Here is a 19,887-nt window from a genome sequence, read left to right on the forward strand (position 1 = left end):
CACGCTTGCAGGCCGTAATTGCACGGAAAACCTGAATTATTGCAACTTCTCCCTAATTTTGGTAAAAAATCACTTTTCACAAAGAAAAAACCCTTCCATAATCGGAAGGGCACGAATTACTATTACACATTGCTTGTGCTTTTTTCTTTTTCCTTTATTTGTTCTTTCATCCGTAGCCTGTCGCGTTCCAATATCGGCTTTAGATACCTGCCTGTATAGGATTCAGCCACTTCAGCGATCTTTTCTTGTGTTCCGGTGGCAACGATTGTGCCGCCACGGTCACCGCCTTCTGGTCCGAGGTCGACGATGTAGTCAGCTGCTTTGATGACATCGAGATTATGCTCAATCACCAGGACGGTATCGCCGTTTTCGACGAGACGCTGCAGGACTGTCAGCAGGCGGGAAATGTCATCGACATGCAAGCCTGTTGTTGGTTCATCCAAAATGTACAGCGACCGTCCGGTTGAGCGGCGATGCAGCTCGGAAGCCAGCTTCACTCGCTGCGCTTCCCCTCCGGAAAGAGTCGTCGCCGGCTGTCCGAGTGTGATGTATCCAAGTCCAACATCGTAAATCGTCTGTAGCTTGCGGGCGATCTTAGGAATGTTCGCGAAGAATTCCACCGCGGCTTCAACCGTCATATCCAGGATATCGGAGATGTTTTTGCCTTTGTACTTTACTTCCAAAGTCTCGCGGTTGTAGCGCTTGCCATGGCAGACTTCACATGGGACATATACATCCGGCAGGAAGTGCATTTCGATTTTGATGATGCCGTCGCCGCGGCATGCTTCACAGCGTCCGCCCTTGACATTGAAGCTGAAGCGTCCTTTTTTATAGCCGCGGACCTTCGCTTCATTTGTCGATGCAAATACATCGCGGATATCATCGAACACACCCGTATAAGTAGCCGGGTTCGATCTTGGTGTTCGTCCGATTGGCGACTGGTCGATATCGATGACCTTATCGAGATGCTCGACACCCTTGATTTCCTTGAACTCGCCTGGCTTGCTTTTTGCTCGGTGCAGCTGCATCGCCAGCGATTTATGAAGGATTTCATTGATCAGCGTACTTTTACCCGAACCGGAAACACCAGTCACAGCCATGAAGGTTCCAAGCGGGAACTTCACATTGACATTTTTCAGGTTGTTTTCCTTGGCGCCCTTAATTTCAATATAGCGGCCATCCGGTTTGCGGCGCTCTATAGGCAACGGGATGAACTTTTTACCGGAGAGGTACTGACCTGTCAGTGAATTGGAATCATCCATCACCTCTGCAGGCGTACCCTGGGAGATGATTTCCCCGCCATGGACACCTGCTCCAGGACCGATATCGATCAGGTGATCGGCCGCAAGCATTGTGTCTTCGTCATGCTCGACGACAATCAGCGTATTGCCGATGTCACGCATGTTTTTCAGCGTATCGATCAGCCTGTCATTGTCGCGCTGATGTAAACCGATGGACGGCTCATCAAGAATATATAGGACTCCGGTCAGGCGCGAACCGATCTGGGTTGCCAGCCTGATCCGCTGGGCTTCACCTCCAGATAGCGTTCCAGCCGAGCGGCTCATCGTCAGGTAATCCAATCCGACATTGATCAAGAAGCCAAGGCGTTCCGTAATCTCACGGAAAATCATATTAGCAATCTTCATTTCTTTTTCCGAAAGCTCTAGACTCTGGAAAAATTGGTGCGCTTCCTCAACCGACAATGAGGTTACTTCACCGATATGGCGGCCGTCTACAAGGACAGCTAGCGTTTCACGCTTAAGCCTGTAACCTTTACAAGTAGGGCATGCATGCTCGCCCATATACTTTTCCATCTGCTCGCGGATATAATCAGAGCCTGTTTCTTTATAGCGGCGCTCGATATTTTTCAAGACGCCCTCGAAAACAATATAGTTCTCACGGACCTGGCCCCAATCATTTTCATAACGGAAATAAATTCGGTCCTTTTCCGAGCCGTAAAGAATCTTGTCCATCTCGTGGTCAGGCAGGTCTTTTACGGGTACATCCATGTCGATGCCATAATGATTGCAGACTGCTTCAAGCAGCTGCGGGTAATACTGCGAACTTGTTGGTTCCCATGGAGCGATCGCATGCTGCTTCAATGAAAGCTCCTTGTTAGGGACGACCAAATCTACATCAACTTCAAGTTTCGCACCGAGTCCGTCACATTCCGGGCAGGCACCAAACGGGCTGTTGAAAGAGAACATGCGAGGCTCAAGTTCGCCAATCGAGAAGCCGCAAATCGGGCAGGCGTGGTTCTCACTGAACATCAACTCTTCTTCTCCGATTACGTCGATGAGGACATTTCCTTCTCCTAGCTTAAGCGCAGCTTCCAGTGAGTCCGCCAGACGGGCAGCAATGCCTTCCTTGACGACAATCCGGTCGATGACGACTTCAATCGAATGTTTCTTGTTTTTCTCAAGTTCAATTTCGTCGCCCAGGTCATGCATCTCTCCGTCAACACGGACTCGTACATAGCCTTGTTTTTTCACATCTTCAAGAACCTTGGCGTGGGTTCCCTTCCTTCCGGAAACAAGCGGAGCAAGGATTTGCAGCTTTGTCCTTTCGGGATATTCGAGCACTCGGTCGACCATCTGCTCGATTGTCTGTGAGGAGATTTCGATATTGTGAACCGGGCAGGTTGGACGACCTACCCTGGCAAATAGCAAACGTAAATAATCGTAAATCTCTGTCACCGTTCCAACTGTTGAACGGGGATTCCTGCTCGTTGTTTTTTGGTCGATGGAAATGGCCGGGGACAATCCCTCGATCGAATCAACGTCCGGCTTGTCCATCTGGCCAAGGAACTGGCGCGCGTAGGCAGACAATGACTCTACATAACGGCGCTGCCCTTCTGCGTAAATTGTATCAAATGCCAGTGAGGACTTTCCTGAACCGGAAAGCCCTGTCAGCACAACAAGCTTGTCTCTCGGAATGGTGACATCTATATTTTTCAAGTTATGGGCCCTGGCGCCTTTGACAATCAATTTATCCATAGCCATGGTATCGTCATCCTTCCGCTTTTAACTCAAGAATGAGGTCACGCAGCTCGGCTGCCCTTTCGAAGTTGAGGGCCTTCGCTGCTTCCTTCATTTCTTTTTCCATATTTAAAATCACTTGTTCGCGATCTTTCTTCGTCAATTTCTTCAGGCCTTCTGCCGGGCTGTACTCTTCCTGCTCCTCGGCAGCAATCGTCGCCCGGATCACATCGCGGATACTCTTCTGAATCGTTTGCGGCGTGATGCCATGCTTTTCGTTATATTCTTCCTGGATCTCACGGCGGCGCTTTGTCTCGCTGATCGCCTTTTCCATCGAATCGGTCATCCTGTCAGCATACATGATGACGTGACCATTCGAATTCCTCGCCGCACGCCCGATCGTCTGGATCAGCGACCTTTCCGAACGAAGGAAGCCTTCTTTATCGGCATCAAGAATGGTGACAAGGGATACTTCCGGAATATCGAGGCCTTCCCTCAACAGGTTGATCCCGATGAGGACATCGTATTTTCCAAGCCGCAGCTCGCGGATGATCTCGATCCGTTCGAGTGTCTTGACCTCAGAGTGCAGGTATTGGACCTTGATGCCGATTTCCTTTAGGTAATCGGTCAGATCCTCGGACATCTTTTTCGTCAAAGTCGTCACGAGTACGCGCTCATTCCGCTTCGTCCGCTCCTGAATTTCGCCGATCAGGTCGTCAATTTGTCCCTCGATTGGCCTTACATCAATCGTCGGGTCAAGCAATCCTGTCGGGCGGATGATCTGTTGGACCATTTCCGGCGTATGCTCCAGCTCGTAAGGCCCTGGAGTCGCGGATACGAAAACGGCCTGTTTGACATGGTCCTCAAATTCGGTAAATGTCAACGGCCTGTTGTCCATCGCGGACGGCAGGCGGAAGCCGTGGTCTACCAGCACCTGTTTACGTGCCTGGTCACCATTAAACATTCCCCGTATTTGCGGCAATGTAACATGCGACTCATCGACTACAATCATAAAGTCATCCGGGAAGTAATCAAGCAAAGTATATGGAGTCGCACCCGCTGGCCTTAATGTCAGGTGGCGAGAATAGTTTTCGATGCCAGAACAGAAGCCCATCTCGCGCATCATTTCAAGGTCATATCTTGTCCGCTGCTCGAGCCTCTGTGCTTCAAGCAGTTTTTCCTCGGCACGAAGCACTTCCAGGCGTTCTTCCAGTTCTTTTTCAATATTCTCAATCGCAATCTTCAGCTTCTCCTCACGGGTAACGAAGTGGGATGCCGGGAAAATCGCAACATGATCTCGTTCGCCGATGATCTCGCCAGTCAACGCATCAACCTCTCGGATTCGGTCAATCTCGTCACCGAAAAATTCGATCCTCATGCAGTGTTCATCACGGGATACCGGAAAAATCTCGACAACATCGCCGCGGACACGGAACGTCCCGCGCTTGAAGTCGATATCATTCCGCTCATACTGGACGTCAACCAGCTTGTGGAGGAGCTTATTCCGCTCAATTTCCATACCTGTCCGGAGTGACACGACCATGTCACGGTATTCATCCGGATTACCGAGACCGTATATGCAAGAAACACTGGCAATGATGATGACATCTTTGCGCTCAAACAATGAAGATGTAGCGGAGTGACGCAGCTTGTCAATCTCATCATTGATGCTCGCATCCTTCTCAATGAATGTATCCGTCTGCGGCACATACGCCTCTGGCTGATAATAATCATAGTAACTGACGAAGTACTCTACCGCGTTATTCGGGAAGAATTCCTTGAACTCGCTGTAGAGCTGGCCTGCAAGAGTTTTATTGTGGGCGATGACAAGCGTCGGCTTGTTCACTTCCTTGATCACATTGGAAATCGTGAACGTCTTCCCTGTTCCTGTCGCTCCAAGGAGTGTCTGATGCTTCTTGTTATCGCGGATTCCCTGCACCAGCTCTTTGATGGCCGCAGGCTGGTCTCCCTGCGGAGAATACTTCGAGACTAATTCAAATTGGTCCTTCACAGAAAAGCCTCCTGTAATTTTAAATTTCATCTATATACGCCTTACATAGTTGTCAAAAAGTCATATCCTCATTCTACCACAAAGAAGGTAAAACAAACCAACAAAAAGCGAACAAACATTCGAATTGACATGTTTGTTTTTAAAGATGATGAAGGGATCAGTCGAATAGTTGTTAATCAAACGTTTGATTAAAGCGGGGTTAGCCCTCATAGAATTAGAAAAACCCGCCGAACATAGTTCGACAGGCTTACTTGAAGTTTACGATTGCTTTTTGTTGCGCTTCATCATCCGGTTCGCCAGATAGAAGCCCACGGTCAATGAAAAAGCATCGACGACAATCAGCAGGAAAGAATCTGTGTACCCTTTATAAACAGAAGCCGCAATCAACGCGACCGTCAACACAAGCGCAAGGATGTGGTTATAGGCTACCCTGGTGAAAAACACGACCATGAAACCAGGCAGGAACAGTGCGGACAAATATTTCAGCACCAATTGATTAAACACCTCATTCAGGGAAAATAACGAAAATTTAAAAACCTACTAAAAATATAACTTTTTTGGCGCTTGGATACAAGAATCTTCCACTCTCTGATTGATGTTCTAAGGTATATTTCTTTTTCGTTATTAAATGAAAAAGCATGCGCATGCATGCTCAATAAAGTTATGGATTCACTTCGCTTAAAACCTTGGTGGCCCAGTCACTCGCTTCTCCATAGAGCCTGAATAGTTCCTCCTTTGGCATTTTAGTAGGATTGAACGTCAGCTCGAGGTCTTCGTGAAAGGAGTGTTCTATGTCTTTTAAAAATTGAAGCATAGCGTACTCATCGTTCTTTTCACCCGATAAGGCAGCCTTCAATTCATTGCTTAACGGCAGGTCTTTAAGGAGCTCCTCCATCGGATGGTGCAACAAGGAATCCATCAAGGAAAACATTCCGAGCAAGAAGTATTTTGACGCCAGCACTTCTCTGCCTACCTTCCTGCCGATCAATTCTCCCAGTTTCCCCCGCTTGAGAGATAACTCAATGATTTCCCGTTCCTTGGAACCTCCTGAACCTTTGTCGGCTCCCCTGATCGCCAGCACGTAAATCCATTTTTTGATTTCATTAAGGCCTAATAGAATGATGGCTTGCTTTATCGAGGAAACTTCATTTCTTGGCCTGAAAACCGGGTTATTGATCAGTCTCAGCAGCTTATAGGAGAGTGAAATATCCTTTTCGATAACATCCTTTATTTTTTCAATATCAGGATCCGGACTTTCGATCTCTTTTAAAATCTGAAAATACGAATGATAGTATGATGGAATATCATAGCTGTTCAGGATGACAGGCCTGCTGAAATAAAATCCCTGGAAGTATACGAAGCCGTCTTCTTTCGCCTCTATATATTCTTCAATTGTTTCGACTTTTTCAGCAAGAAACTTGATGTTCCGACCTTTTATAAAACGAATCATTTCCTGCCTGTCCGTCCGGTTCGTCGCTCGGAAATCAATCTTGATAATATCAATATAATCCAGGAGCTGGACCGTCAATTCGTTCCATTGCGAAACAAAAAAGTCATCGAGCGCAATTGTATAACCATTTGCCTTCAACTCTTTGCAAATCCCCAGGATGTCTTGATTCAGTTCCACTGTCTCGAGAATCTCCACAACGATGGATAATGGATTGAAATAAGACGGAACACCCAGTTTTAATAGTTTTTCAGTAAAATTTATAAAACAAGGCTTGCCGTTTGATAAGTCTTTGACACCGATATTCAAAAAACTATTAACAATCACATCTGTCGTGGCCTGGTCCCCATCAGTATGCTGATAATTATTGACCGAGCTGTTCCTGTATAGTAATTCATAAGCAACTGTCTCTTCATTTATATCAAATATAGGCTGTCTGGCAACATAAATATCCATATAGAATCCTCCCGGGGACTGAAAACGACAAACAGTTTCATTGTAGGAAAAATATACTATTATTTTACAAGTTTTACAAGGTGAATATTATGACCGAGGGGATTTTTTCATATAATAACAATTAGTACTTCCGGTACATCCCAAATGAATTAGGAAAAGTATAGTCAAAACCAAAATGTTCATACAGCTTGTTTGCCGGGGCATCCGCAATCAGACTGACGTACGAACCTTCATATGTATGTTTATCAAGGTACTTGATAAGCTTCCTCATCACAAGTTTTCCGAGTCCCTTCCCCTGATAGGTCGGCTTTACGGCAATATCAACTACTTGAAAAAAAGCCCCGCCATCGCCAATGATCCGGCCCATCGCCACCAAAGTTGTATCATCATAAACAGTGACAGCAAACAATGAATTCTCCAGCCCGATTCGCGCGGCCTCCAGTGATTTCCCGCTCATCCCTGCTTCAATACGAAGGTTGATATAGTCTGAGGGGCTAGGGGGGTTATATAAAACATTAAAATCAGTCATGGTCTTCAGCTCCTGTTTGAATAATTACGAACAATTCTTCCAGTTCCTCGATGGTATAATCCGCTTCCGCGCTGTGCCAATAGTCATCCCGCTTCCAAATTCCCATCATTCCAGCCCTTTTCGATGCGGCCACATCATTCTCAGGATGGTCGCCTACAAATATACTCCGAGATGCTGATACAGCAAGAGCTTCCAACCCCTTCTGAAAAATCTGGGAATCAGGCTTCCTTAATCCCACCGCTTCCGAAATCAAGATCGTATCAAAGTAACCCTCAATATCCAAAGCTTTTATATTGGCCATCTGGAAATGGGTTTTGCCATTCGAAATCATACCCATCTTCAAACCCATTTGCTTCAGTTTCCCGAGAACTTCGTGCAGGTTTTGGAATCCTGTACATGAATGCTTGAAATTCGTTATGTAATCCTCTAACAGCTTTTGCCATGTCACACCGGCTATGTTCATTTCCGCTAAAAGCTGGTTGTATACTTTGTCCTTCCACACGTATCCGCGGGCATCCAATTCAATGAATCTTTTTATATAAAGCTGCTTGTCTATCTCATTCAATTCAGGTTTATAACGTTCGTATTGTTCTTCAATGAACTTTACAAGAGATGCTTCTCGGTCCAGCAAGGTTCCGTCAAAATCAAAAAAGACTGCTTCTATATGTCTCAAGCTAACTCCCCCTCTTTAAAAATTGTTTCTATGGATTCTTCATTTCAGATCGTGTCGAGGTTTTTATTTGCTGCAAAAAAGAACAGACCATTTAGGCCTGTTCTCATTCTACCTTATTTCAAAAATGCGTTATAGTAGCGTGTCATGGCAACGGCAAAGTCGCCACGAGTATTTTTTACAGAAGGGTTGAAGCTTGCTGTTACCTTTGGTTTTAAATCATACGGACCCTGTGTTACAGCGAATTTCGCATTGAGGATGTTCAGGTTGAGAGCCACCTGGACATATCCTTTCAGGTGTTCATGCACCTCTGATGCATCAGAAATTGCGATTCTTTCAGTGTTATATAGTACTGTCAATTCACCGCTGAATTCTTCCGCCTCTTTTTGCAAACCTAATGCTTGAACCAGTGAGTATGCTAACTCTGCACGAGTCACACTATCCTTTGGCGCGAATTTGCCGTTTGCTCTTGGCAAAATGACCCCTTTCTGGATATGCTGCTGATCGCGGAATGAAGCTCCTTTTGCTGTTGCTGCTTCAACGAATGGAAGGTCTGCGCTTGAAACATCCGAGAAGCTCGGCGCTGCTGGCAATGATTGCTTAATCTCAGCACCCATCACCAGATATTTTGCCAGCTCTGCCCTTGTTAAAAGCGCATCTGGTTTGAAGGCTCCATTCGAGAAGCCATCGAATAATCGTTCACTCACACCCATTTTAATGGCATCTGCTGCCGGATGGCCGGCAATATCGTTCAATCCTGAGAACCCGCTGACCTTAGTGAATGCCATTTCACCTTTTACTGTTTCAGGCAAAGCCAGGCCAAGCGGATTGGCATCTGCACCGCGAAGTCCGCGGATCTCAGCCTTCCACGCCCCAGGTGCCGGAGAAGTCACCGATACCGTGCGGTCATAGTAAAGCGGGAACAGCAGGCTGACGCCTGAGCTATATTCTGTGCCATCCGGAGCGATCAGCACAAGATTGATCGGATTGCCCGTTTGTTCCATTAGGCCCGCCCCATCAACTTTTGCCACAAGGCTGGACATCCCTTCTTCGACTGTAAATTCGTATTGATTGTCAGAAATAAATGTCAGCGGATTGTAGTCAACAGAAAATCCTTTGCGTTCTGTTGATGATTTGACATTGCTGTAAAATGTCTGGGTTGAGTTCAGTGTTGCTCCATATGATGTATCATTGAATGCCTGATCAATCGCTGCATAGGCATTCACATAGCCTGCGCCAACTTCCCAGGTTTCATAGCCTGGCATATTCGTAGCTGTCTGTTCAAGAATCGACTTGACTTCAGCTGGCGACAACAGTGGATTTGCCTCTAGCATCAGCGCAACGATTCCCGCCACATGAGGCGTCGCCATCGATGTTCCGCTCATTGTTGTGTAATAAGGAAGGTACGCCGTTTCGATTGTTTGGGCATCCTGGTCGATTGCCAGGGTCGAAACCGGAGCGATGACTCGCGTAGATACGATATCCACTCCAGGGGCCGTGACGGTCGGTTCATCCTTCCAGCTCCATTCCTTTCCATCCATTGTAAAAGTACCGCCGACACCTTTTGTTCCTCTTGAAGAGAAATCGGCTAACTTACCATCCTTGACTCCAGCAGCCACTGAAATGACCCACGGAGCTTTTGCATATGGGTTATGAGTGTTCTCTCCAGGGCCTTCATTCCCTGCCGCAAAAAGAACCGTGATCCCGCGGTCGTGCGCTTTTTTGCTGGCAATATTGATTGGGTCATTAGGGTCAAAGTCTCCCGATGAACCCCATGAATTCGTGATGACGCGGATATTGTACTGTGACTGATGGGTAATCGCGTAGTCAAAACCGCCAATGCCATCAAGGACGAATAATGCCGCTCCTGAACCGTAACCAATCAAATCAGCTCCAGGGGCAGCGCCTTCATACTTGCCCCCAGACATCGCGCCAGTTCCACCGACCGTGCCGGCAACATGTGTACCATGCCCTGAATTTGTATCAGTATTGTGCACGTTTTCCTGGTAAGTGACTGGCAGCAAGCCTGGTGCCAGTGCATTCAGATTGGTGGAACCCATGACATTCTGGACAAGGTTTTTGCCAAATTCGTGGTCCTTATGTGTTCCGTCAACACCACTGTCGTTCACGACGACTCCGATTCCTTTTCCTGAAACAGGCAGCCCGCCGTTTGTCTTGCGGAAGCTGTCGTCCGTCCTCGCTTTATCGACGCCAGTGATTGCGGTCGCATCTGCGTTGAAGTAACTAAGCTTTCTGTTCATGTAGATCGACTGAACTTCCGGATTTGCCGCAAGCTTTTCAATTTGCGCTTTTGTCGCGATGACTCCGGCAATCGGCAGGGATTTCATGCTGATTCCTGTTTCGATGCCGAGCGTTTTTAACAATGATAATTGCGTGCTTGTTGGAGCGCTGTCTCCTTTAAATGTAACAATGACTTGCAGCGAGCTTGCAGTGTCAAGCGCCTTGCTGACAAGCGGATCGACAACAGCCAGGCTGCTCGCCTTCCCCTGTGGTGCAGCAAATACCGGAAAAATGAGCAACATAGCAAACAGCAGATACATAAAACGTTTCATCAAATTCCCCTCTCATCCAATAGAAAATTTTGAATATTCCTAACTTAATTATCATGAAATCCCCGCTGGAAAACTATTCTTCAAAGGTTATAAAATCGATTTCCGGAATATCTATTTCGACATCGTACAAAAGTTATAGATGGAGTAGTGCTTTCTAGGAGGTTATTTTCCCAAAATTAGTGCTTTCTAGGAGGTTATTTTCCCAAAATTAGGATGACGGCACGATTATCAGGATTTTTCGGGCAATTAACTTCATAGTTCGGGCAATTATTGTGATCAATCGAGAGATTACCGTGAAGTTTCGGGCAATTAACTCCGCTGAGTAAGAGAATAATTTTTCCAGCATTGAAAATGATGCCTTTTTCTCTTAAAAAAGTCCTTTAAAGTGGCAACCTCCTCTAAAAAAAACAATTTTGCAGACTCGGATTCTCGATCCCATTGAGAAAAAGAGGTTTTCGGTCGATTTCACGCTTCTTTCGTGAGTTTTTCACCTCATCACTGGAACCAACCATTGCAGCGGAGTAAAAATCTCCCTTGCCCAAGCAAGGGAGATCAACTCATTGTCATTTATGCTTTTTAAAAGCTGCATCTACTGCCCCATATGCATTCACATAGCCTGCGCCGACTTCCCATGATTCGTAATCCGTCATGGGTGTCGCCGTTTTTTCGAGGACCGATTTCACCTCAGAAGGCGACAGCAATGGATTCGCCTCAAGCATTAGTGCGATGATGCCTGCGACATGCGGAGCGGCCATCGATGTTCCGCTCATCGTCGTGTAATAAGGCAGATAAGCGGGCTCGATGTATTCAACATCCGCAGTCGCACCAAGCGCCACGAGCGGGCTGATGACCCTTGTTGAGACGATGTCCACTCCAGGCGACGTCACGGTCGGCTGATCCACCCAGTTCCATGTCTGCCCGTCAACTGTTACCGTTCCGCCACGGCCCTCTTCACCGCGGGAAGAGAAATCTGCGAGATTGCCAGACTTATCTCCAGCGGCTACGGTAACGACCCATGGAGCTTTTTTATAATTACCGGAAATCGTTTTAGCATCCGGACCTGAATTGCCTGCGGAGAAGACGGTTACGATTCCGCGGTCATACAGTTTTTTCGTTGCGATATTAATAGGATGATAGGGATCGAATTCGGTCCCGGCATCTCCAGTGTCTCCCCATGAATTGGTGATTACGCGGATGTTGTATTCCTGCTGATGGGTCAGCGCATAATCAAAACCGCCAATTGTATCAAGCATCGCGACTGCCGCTCCTGACCCGTAGCCAATCAAGTTCGCGCCAGGTGCGACTCCCTCATATTTGCCTCCTGACATTTCGCCAGTTCCGCCAACAATACCGGCTACATGCGTTCCATGGCCTGAACTTGAATCAGTGTTCGGGACATTTTCAACATAAGAAACAGGCAATAAGGCACTGAGCGCATTCAAATTAGTCGATCCCAATACATTTTGGACAAGGTGGCTGCCAAACTCCAGGTCTCGATGCGTCCCATCAACTCCGCTGTCATTGATGACGACCCCAATCCCTTTGCCACTTACCGGCAAGCCGCCATTCAGCTTTCTCATTGTGTCATCGGTACGAACCTGGTCCACCCCGGTGATGTCCGTTGCTTCGGCATTTTCGTATTCCAGGTTCTTGTTCAAATAGATGGAAACAACCTGGTCACTCTGGGCAAGCTGATCAATCTGTGATTTTGTCGCGAGAATACCCGCGATTGGCAGTTTGTTCAGTGTCAGCCCTTTCGTAATGCCAAGCGTCTTCAGAAGATTCACCTGCTCAGGCAGGACTCCCTCTTCGCTTTTAAAAGTAACAATTGCCTCAACCGGTGTGATGGTCGTCAAAAGCTTTTTCGTCAGCTCGGAGTCAACCACCGCGTTGACAGGCTCAACTGCCTTTGTAGTGGTCCCGGGAACGAGCGAAGCAAACACCGTCGCGGCCATCAGGATAAAAGATAAAAATGCAGCTTTAAACTTCATTCAATTTTTCAGCTCCTTAATATTTTTCTTAATATTCCCACAATATTTACATTGAAACTATTCTGCATTGGAATTAAAAAATAATAACCTCCGTACTAATCTTGGTTACTACTAAAGTAGTATCCAAGAAAACGATCGAAATGTTCTCATGAAAAAAAGCCCTCAATAGGAGGACTCTTCTTATGCCCCGCCGGATGTCGGCGGGATTGGCACGAGCTGGTGCTGGACGGCGTGAATGACAACCTGGGAGCGGCTTTTGACGTTCAGCTTTTTGAAAATTTTGCTGACATGGATTTTGACGGTTTTGTCGCTGATGAACAGGCGGTCGGCGATTTCTTTGTTGCTGAGCCCCTCGACCAGGCAGAGCAGCACTTCCTTTTCACGTTCTGTCAGGGCCGTGTCCTCCTGCTCTGTTTGTTTTTGCTGGTGGAAGGCGAGCAGCTTCCTCGTCATTGACGGATGGATCACCGATTCTCCGCCTGCGACGGTCCGGATGGCCTCGACGACCTGGTCGGAAGGCGCGTCCTTCAGTAAATAGCCGTCCGCCCCTTCACGAATCGCGGACATAAAGTATTCCTCATGGCTATGCATCGTCAGCACAAGGACTTTGATATGCGGGTATTTCTTTTTCAAAATGCCCGTGACTTCCACGCCATTTCTCATCGGCATGTTGATATCCATCAAAATCATATCCGGATTGCATTTTTCCACCTGCAAAAGGGCATCGTCGCCAGTAACCGCTTCGCCGACGACTTCGATATCTTCTTCAACCGATAGGATATTGCGGAGCCCGTCGCGGAGCACCGCATGGTCATCCACTAGCATGAGCCTGATCATTCGTATTTCCCCCCTCGATTCCCATTCTGGGAACGGTGATGCTGACTTCCGTTCCCGAGCCTTCCTTGCTGTCGATCTGCAGGGAAGCGTTGATTTTTTCAGCGGCATCGTTCATTTGCAGGATGCCGAAATGCGGCTGGTTCCTCGCCTTCAGCATCGCCTGGAACAGCGAGAACCCTTTTCCTTCATCCTTGACTTTTAAAAGGATATGCTCTGTTTGATAGCTTAAAAGAACTTCTACCTTCAGTGCCTGCGAATGCTTGATGGCATTGTGAAGGCTTTCCTGGAAAGTGTCGAACAGAACCTTTTCGACCATCGGGCTAAGCTCCTGCTCCTGCCCCCTGATCTCAAATTCGATATCCTGCCGGTATTCCTTCTGGACAGCTTCGATTTTTCGTAAAATCGCTTCTGCCAGTGTCGCTTTTTGAGTTGGGTATGGGCGCAGCGCGTAGATCGATTCGCGAACCTCCTTCAGGCTTTCCCTCAGGCCGCTGACACTTTCGTCCATAAGCTTCCTTGTTTCCTCGGGATTTTTAGCGAATTTCTTTCCCGCCGTTTCCAACTTCATGACTGCCCCGGCAAGTGTCTGGGCCACTCCGTCATGGATATCGCGGGCAATCCGATTCCGTTCCTCCAAGACAATCACCTTTTCTTTTTCGGTAAAAAGCATCCGTGTCTTGATGATGACGGCAAGCTGGTTGGCCAGCGTCGCGATTGATTGGACATCGTGGTCCTCGAAGCTTTTCGTCCGGCTTCGGGCAACAATGAACATTCCAATAGTCTCGTTTTCGATGACAAGCGGCGAGTATACGAACGCCTTCACGTCTTCTTCAAAACAAGCAGACGCCACACCGCCATCTTTTTTGCGGTCATTATAGACCACAGGGCTGCGCATTCCATCAAATTCAGCAAACGTCTCTGTTGTCAGTTCACATTTCGATCGCGCCCTTCCATCTTTGAAGCTAAGCTCCCAATCGCCATCCTTTTTGATCCATAATAAACTGGCCTCTGCACCGATCAATTCATTGAAGCTCCCTCTTAAAGCTGAAAGCCAGTCCTGCGAAGGAAGCATCTGGTTCAACTGTGAGGTGATCGAAAAAAGCAGTTTCAAACGATTCTTTTCTCTTTTCAGCCTGGCAATCGTCGCACTTAACAGCGAGATCCCGACAAGCGGCGAGAAAAAGAAGAAGTACGCAAAGACATCGATCTCACCGCGGTTCTGGCTGCCGACGACATACAGGGTGATTCCGTAAATTAAGGAAATACCCGCACTATTCAGTTCCGTGAGCGTCTTTTGTTTCCACATTTTAAAAGAATAATGCTGCGGCCTGATAAAAAGAACGAGGTCGACAAGCACGTTGTTGACCAACACATAGATGGCCAGCAGCAAAATATAATTCAGCATTCCCGCGATAATCGGTGTGGGTGCCAACTGATTCAGCAAAGGTTCCAGCAACGGCAGCATGATTGCGGCAGCGTAAAAACTGAGCACCAGCTGGGCAGGATTGAACAAAACAGTTCGGAGCGGTCGTCTGTGGATGAGGTTCACAATCAGGACAGCGCCTGCATACGCAATCGCAGTATACGAAAATCCATACAGCAAAAATAACACGTAGACAACCGGGAATGTGATCGCCGTATGCCCTCGCCAAACCGGCATCGGATAGTACTCGCTAATAAGCAGGAATAAAAATAATAGGGCTAAAACAACCGGTTCAGCAGGCGGTTCTAATTTTACAAAGGAAAAAAGGATGAGCACCCAGCCAATCAATGAGACACTGTTCATGAAAAGCTTTGCGGTCTTTTCCCTTCTTTGAGAAATCTTCTTTTCCAATCAGTCACCTCCCTCAAGTTTAGAATTTTCAGTTAATTAATTTTATACCGCATGCTCTTAAAAGACAAATAAAACCCACTCACTGGCCGAATGGGAGTGCCACTAGCCAATGAATGGGCCAAACTCACGAAGAGTTTTGTTGAAAACTATTATGACAAAATATTTGCGAGCAGACTATTCATCAAACGGGGTATTTTTATAGTACGAAAGTGTTATAGTGATCTACTCCCCCTACATTCCCCTGTTGTTCCTGACCATATCCTTATACTTGAAAAAGTCGCTCAGTGATTTATTGATCATTGCCACACTCAAGGCAGTCAATGCGAAAAACAGGATCGGTACATAGACAATCCACTCATATGCAAGCATAAAACGCTTGTTGAGACCAATCAATCCTGACCATTCATGTGTGACCGAGGACGGAGGACCCTCACCCGTGATCGTCCCTCCAAACAGAACTTGCAGGACGCCAAGGTGGATAAGGAGCGCCAGTACCTGCAAGAACTGCTGGCCAAACATCAAAATCCATTCTTCGTACAGCTGCGGAAGGACATGCTTGAAGTAAATATGCCGCTTGCTCCCGCCAAGCGTAATCGCCGATTCTATAAATTCTTCCTTCCAGACCCTGCGCTTTTGCTCGATCAGCTGGACGGTCAACGCCGGCAGCGCAATCACGACCAGAATGATAAACTCATAGACCACCCTGACCCATAAAGGATGATGGAAGCCGTGGATTGTATACATGACAACTGTGACCAGCAGGAAGTAGGCAATCAGCGTCTGCGGGAAAAAGGATAATGGTTCCGAGACCGTTTTTACCAGATTGAAAATCCGATCCGGCAACCTGAATAGAAAATAACTCAACACAATTGATAAGAACATCCTTAAAAAAGCGACAATCAACACAATGCCAATTGAATATTTTGCCCCTTCTATTATCGTGTGGAGCATATCATAGCCATACATATCCGAGCCAAACAGAAAAACATCAAACGGCGGGTATGGCGGCGCTTTTTCCAGCGTCCCATCTTCATTGTAGATGAACTGTACCTGTCTTATTTTCCCGTCATTCACAACGGTGTTCCAAATGCTCAGGGTCAGCAGGAGCGTCAGAAAAGATACTCCAAATATGAATTTTTTCGTTTTCAGCAATCTGATCATATCGATACCCTTCTAAAATCTATTAGTCTGTAAATCAGGAAAAAAGGCGTAAAGAACAGGATGCAGCTAAACACAAACAGCTCGACGGAAACATACTTGATATTGAACAGCATCAAACCATTCAGATTAAATATGTATTCGACCATGAACAGCGTCGAGAGCATCATCCAGACAATCGTCTTGAAGTGCCCTTTCAAATCCTGGCTGATATTCCGGACCACGTGGACATTCAGCATGTAAAAATAGGACAGGCCTTTCGCTTTCGCTAATAAAATGTATTGTTTATCCAGCTCTTCAAAGATTTTAAGGACGATAATCTGCGTCAAAAAAAGAAAAGTCGGCAGGCTCAGGCTGATAAGCGGAAGCAGGACAGCCTGATGATCACTTCCGAGCGAGGTCGTCTGGACGAATTTCACCCCGTATGTTTTAAAAACCCAAACCACTGCAGCCTGCAACAGGAACATCCATAACACATCAGGGATGGAACGGATGATTTCTATGAAGCTGAGAATATAGTCTTTTTTCTTTTCAAAAAAGAGTACGATTAAATAGGATAGCAGGAACGCCAGCGCTGTGGCAGCGAACAGAGCCATGCCCAATGTCTTCATCGAATAGAAGAAGCGGCCCAGCACTGCCGGCAGCATCTCGTGCCGGCCATCGTAAGTCAAATTGCTTAATGTGAAAATTTTAACGGCCAGATCGCTAATACTGTTAAAATAGCCTTCCGTGTCAAATGTCAAATCTCTTAGGAGGACGGGCAGGCTTCCAATGATAATAAACAGAAGCACGCCTGTTATGTACTGCAAAATAAATGCTATGAAACGCATTGCACTGCTTTTCACCATGACGAATCCCCTCAGCTCTACCATTAGTCCATAAAATTATAGTTGACTTCTCTGTTTATTTCCAGTTTTTTCATTTCGGACACTTAAGTGGTAGAACACAATGGTCATCGTCTGCGATAGCAGGTAGATAGGGAACGACCAATACATTTTAAATCCCTTGTCGTAATGGAATAGGCCGACCTGGAGCCCAATCCATTCCAGCAGCATCGAGAGCGCCGACCATAACAGGATATAGGGAATGATTTTAAGCTTCTTAATATTCCATTTAACATAAAAGTAGACAAAGAAATATCCATATGGACCATACATCACATAGCTCAGGAAATCGATGAACTGATAGGAAGAGTTGTCGTTGACGTCATAAAAATCCCATGGCTTGATTGAGATAGTATGATCGTAAAACAAGCCGATGTAGATCCCGAAAATATAGTACCCGACACTCTCCAGCTTGCTGAAAATTTTCGGGGTGAACCAGATCGCCAGATTCATGACGAGGATGCTGATGATCACGAACCATTCATTCTCATTGAACGCAGAGTCATAAACTTTCATTTTGGCGATTCTCCAATGTCTGTATGAATGATACCAGCTTCATAACACCTAAGGACGAGAGCAGGAAGCCGGCATTCAATAAAATCGTATAGAATAAGTTCCACTTGATATAGGTAAAGATATGAAATTGCACAGCAAGCTCATGCGTGCCAACCATCACTGCCAGCGAGATTAAGAAGGTCACTGCTTTATAAAATGGCGAGCCGGCGCGCACATAATAATTCGCAAAAAGCACAGTGACCATCGGAGTAAGTACATCCCGGCAAAGGATCAAACAAATGAACAGCCAATAATCCTCGGTCATTTTTAAAAAGTGCCATTCCAGCGCCAAAAGCGTCACGCATTGGCGGGTAATGATGGCAATTACCATAAAAACCAGCGCGTTCTGCAGGAAGTTCAGCGGCTTTTTTACATGATAAGCAAAATGCAGCATCAATATCGTAATCGTTATATAAATCGAGAGAGCCATAAAAACATCCTCAAATAAAATTCAGTTCATCATTCCTTACTTTGTCCATCTATGAGAATCCTAACCGTTTGAATTTGAATAAGCATACAGCCGGAACTGTATGCTTGTGGTCAATAATTATTGGCGCATGCGGACATATTTTCTTTTGTGGTTTGCGGGTGGCAGTGCGATTCTGGATCTGGTGCTTTTTCAAGAGCCATCCATTTCCCTCGTTTGAACTGGATAGCCAGGACAATGGCACGGAAAGCAATGTCGGCTCCAATCGCTATCCAGACGCCAGCAAGGCCCCAGCCGAGCTTGATTCCCAGGAGATAGACCAGCACCGTCCGGACAGCCCACATCCCGAATCCTGTCAGGTACATCGGGAACTTGGTGTTGTTCGCGCCCTGAAATGCGCCTGTCAGCACCATCAATACAGCAAGGAATGGCTGGAAAACTCCTGAGATTTTCAGTGCTGTACCAATGTTGTCGACAACCTGTTGATCTTCTGTAAAAAAGCTGCCGGCCCAGTCGCCGAGGAAGAATAGCAGAGCACCGAGTACAGTCATCGAGCCGACTGTCAGGTAAGTTGATAATCTGGCATAGTGCTTAGCCTCATCAAGATTCCCGGCTCCGATTTGCTGGCCGACGAGGATTGTCGCAGCAGTCGCAAATCCATACCCGATCATATAAGAAAATACCTCTACATTCCCGGCAATCTGGTGGGCGGCAAATGCATTTGTCCCGAGTGCAACCACGAAACCAAAGTAGACGATTTGCCCTGCGCGCATGACCAGCCTCTCCCCTGCTGCTGGAGCTCCAAGGGTTGTCAGTTCCATCAAATGAGTCTTGTCAATACTCCAGTAATCCTTCCGGAAGGTAAGTGTTTCTGTACGATTCACATAGTAAAATAACGCAATGCTGCCAATCAGTCTTGAGAATACCGTTGCCAATGCGGCTCCCATAATCCCCATTTCAGGTATGAACAAGAACCCGAAGATGAGAACATAATCCAATACAGCATTGATAATATTGATGACAATACTGACCTTCATCGGTGATGTTGTGTCGCCTGCCCCACGGAGTATTGCGCTTAAAACAAACATAAAGCTCATCACAATCGACGGAATTCCGACAATCCTGAAATAGAGAGCTCCTGCTTCGAGCACTTCGGCTTCTATACCCATAAGCTTCAGCAGCGGCTCAGCAAAAACCAATGTTATGATTCCTGTTAAAACACCAAAAATTGCAGCGAGGACAATGGATTGCTGTGAAATATGCCGGGCTTTTTCCGGCAGGTTCGCACCAAGGAAGTTCGCAATCCTTACATTGGCCGCTACTCCGATGGCCATGAACAAAGCAAAATAAATAGCGAGGACCGCATTGGTTACCCCGACTGCAGAGACTTCGGCTAAACCAATTTTTGAAACAAAGTAGGTGTCAACAAAACCGAGGATCGTCTGGAAAAAATTCTCGATAACCGCCGGGATTGCCAGCACAGTAATGATTTTCAGCCGTCCTTTGTTTGTTTGCGGCATGCTGATTTTCCCTTCAA

At 46.6% G+C, this 19,887-nt stretch carries 15 protein-coding genes; all 15 read right to left on the reverse strand.

Annotated elements, in window-relative coordinates:
- Window positions 1-122: 122 nt before the first annotated feature.
- Window positions 123-3,002 (reverse strand): excinuclease ABC subunit UvrA, encoded by a 2,880-nt coding sequence (uvrA, locus tag J7I80_RS14885; protein ID WP_214739115.1) that lies wholly within the window; start codon window positions 3,000-3,002, stop codon window positions 123-125.
- A gap of 7 nt (window positions 3,003-3,009) precedes the next feature.
- Window positions 3,010-4,989, reverse strand: a complete 1,980-nt coding sequence (gene uvrB, locus J7I80_RS14890; RefSeq protein ID WP_214739116.1) for an excinuclease ABC subunit UvrB — start codon at window positions 4,987-4,989, stop codon at window positions 3,010-3,012.
- Window positions 4,990-5,247: 258 nt separating this feature from the next.
- On the reverse strand, window positions 5,248-5,481 hold the full coding sequence (locus tag J7I80_RS14895; RefSeq protein ID WP_041966402.1) for a CsbA family protein: 234 nt from the start codon (window positions 5,479-5,481) through the stop codon (window positions 5,248-5,250).
- A gap of 169 nt (window positions 5,482-5,650) precedes the next feature.
- Window positions 5,651-6,892 (reverse strand): EAL and HDOD domain-containing protein, encoded by a 1,242-nt coding sequence (locus tag J7I80_RS14900; protein WP_214739117.1) that lies wholly within the window; start codon window positions 6,890-6,892, stop codon window positions 5,651-5,653.
- A 121-nt stretch (window positions 6,893-7,013) separates the two neighbouring features.
- Complete coding sequence (locus tag J7I80_RS14905; RefSeq protein ID WP_214739118.1) at window positions 7,014-7,421, reverse strand: GNAT family N-acetyltransferase; 408 nt, start codon at window positions 7,419-7,421, stop codon at window positions 7,014-7,016.
- The gene (locus J7I80_RS14910) at window positions 7,414-8,094 is read right to left on the reverse strand and encodes an HAD family hydrolase (protein ID WP_251027780.1); all 681 of its coding nucleotides are present in this window, start codon (window positions 8,092-8,094) and stop codon (window positions 7,414-7,416) included. The genes J7I80_RS14905 and J7I80_RS14910 overlap by 8 nt, the downstream gene beginning before the upstream one ends.
- Before the next feature lie 113 nt (window positions 8,095-8,207).
- Window positions 8,208-10,664, reverse strand: a complete 2,457-nt coding sequence (locus J7I80_RS14915; RefSeq protein WP_214739119.1) for a S8 family serine peptidase — start codon at window positions 10,662-10,664, stop codon at window positions 8,208-8,210.
- A 563-nt stretch (window positions 10,665-11,227) separates the two neighbouring features.
- Window positions 11,228-12,655: a S8 family serine peptidase gene (locus J7I80_RS14920; protein WP_251027781.1), complete on the reverse strand. Its 1,428-nt coding sequence runs from the start codon at window positions 12,653-12,655 to the stop codon at window positions 11,228-11,230.
- A 180-nt stretch (window positions 12,656-12,835) separates the two neighbouring features.
- A complete protein-coding gene (locus J7I80_RS14925) occupies window positions 12,836-13,492 on the reverse strand; it encodes a response regulator (RefSeq protein ID WP_214739120.1) in 657 nt (218 codons plus the stop codon).
- Window positions 13,467-15,326, reverse strand: coding sequence for a GAF domain-containing sensor histidine kinase (locus tag J7I80_RS14930; RefSeq protein WP_214739121.1), 1,860 nt, complete (start codon window positions 15,324-15,326; stop codon window positions 13,467-13,469). Before J7I80_RS14930 ends, J7I80_RS14925 begins: the two co-directional genes overlap by 26 nt.
- 231 nt (window positions 15,327-15,557) lie before the next feature.
- On the reverse strand, window positions 15,558-16,487 hold the full coding sequence (locus J7I80_RS14935; RefSeq protein ID WP_214739122.1) for a peptide ABC transporter permease: 930 nt from the start codon (window positions 16,485-16,487) through the stop codon (window positions 15,558-15,560).
- The gene (locus tag J7I80_RS14940) at window positions 16,484-17,332 is read right to left on the reverse strand and encodes an ABC transporter permease subunit (RefSeq protein ID WP_214739123.1); all 849 of its coding nucleotides are present in this window, start codon (window positions 17,330-17,332) and stop codon (window positions 16,484-16,486) included. The genes J7I80_RS14935 and J7I80_RS14940 overlap by 4 nt, the downstream gene beginning before the upstream one ends.
- Before the next feature lie 36 nt (window positions 17,333-17,368).
- Window positions 17,369-17,884, reverse strand: coding sequence for a hypothetical protein (locus J7I80_RS14945; RefSeq protein ID WP_214739124.1), 516 nt, complete (start codon window positions 17,882-17,884; stop codon window positions 17,369-17,371).
- On the reverse strand, window positions 17,871-18,353 hold the full coding sequence (locus J7I80_RS14950) for a hypothetical protein (protein ID WP_214739125.1): 483 nt from the start codon (window positions 18,351-18,353) through the stop codon (window positions 17,871-17,873). The genes J7I80_RS14945 and J7I80_RS14950 overlap by 14 nt, the downstream gene beginning before the upstream one ends.
- 110 nt (window positions 18,354-18,463) lie before the next feature.
- Window positions 18,464-19,870, reverse strand: coding sequence for an MATE family efflux transporter (locus J7I80_RS14955; RefSeq protein ID WP_214739230.1), 1,407 nt, complete (start codon window positions 19,868-19,870; stop codon window positions 18,464-18,466).
- Window positions 19,871-19,887 lie beyond the last annotated feature (17 nt).

The organism is Bacillus sp. ISL-41, from assembly GCF_018613235.1.
Taxonomy (GTDB): Bacteria; Bacillota; Bacilli; order Bacillales; family Cytobacillaceae; genus Mesobacillus.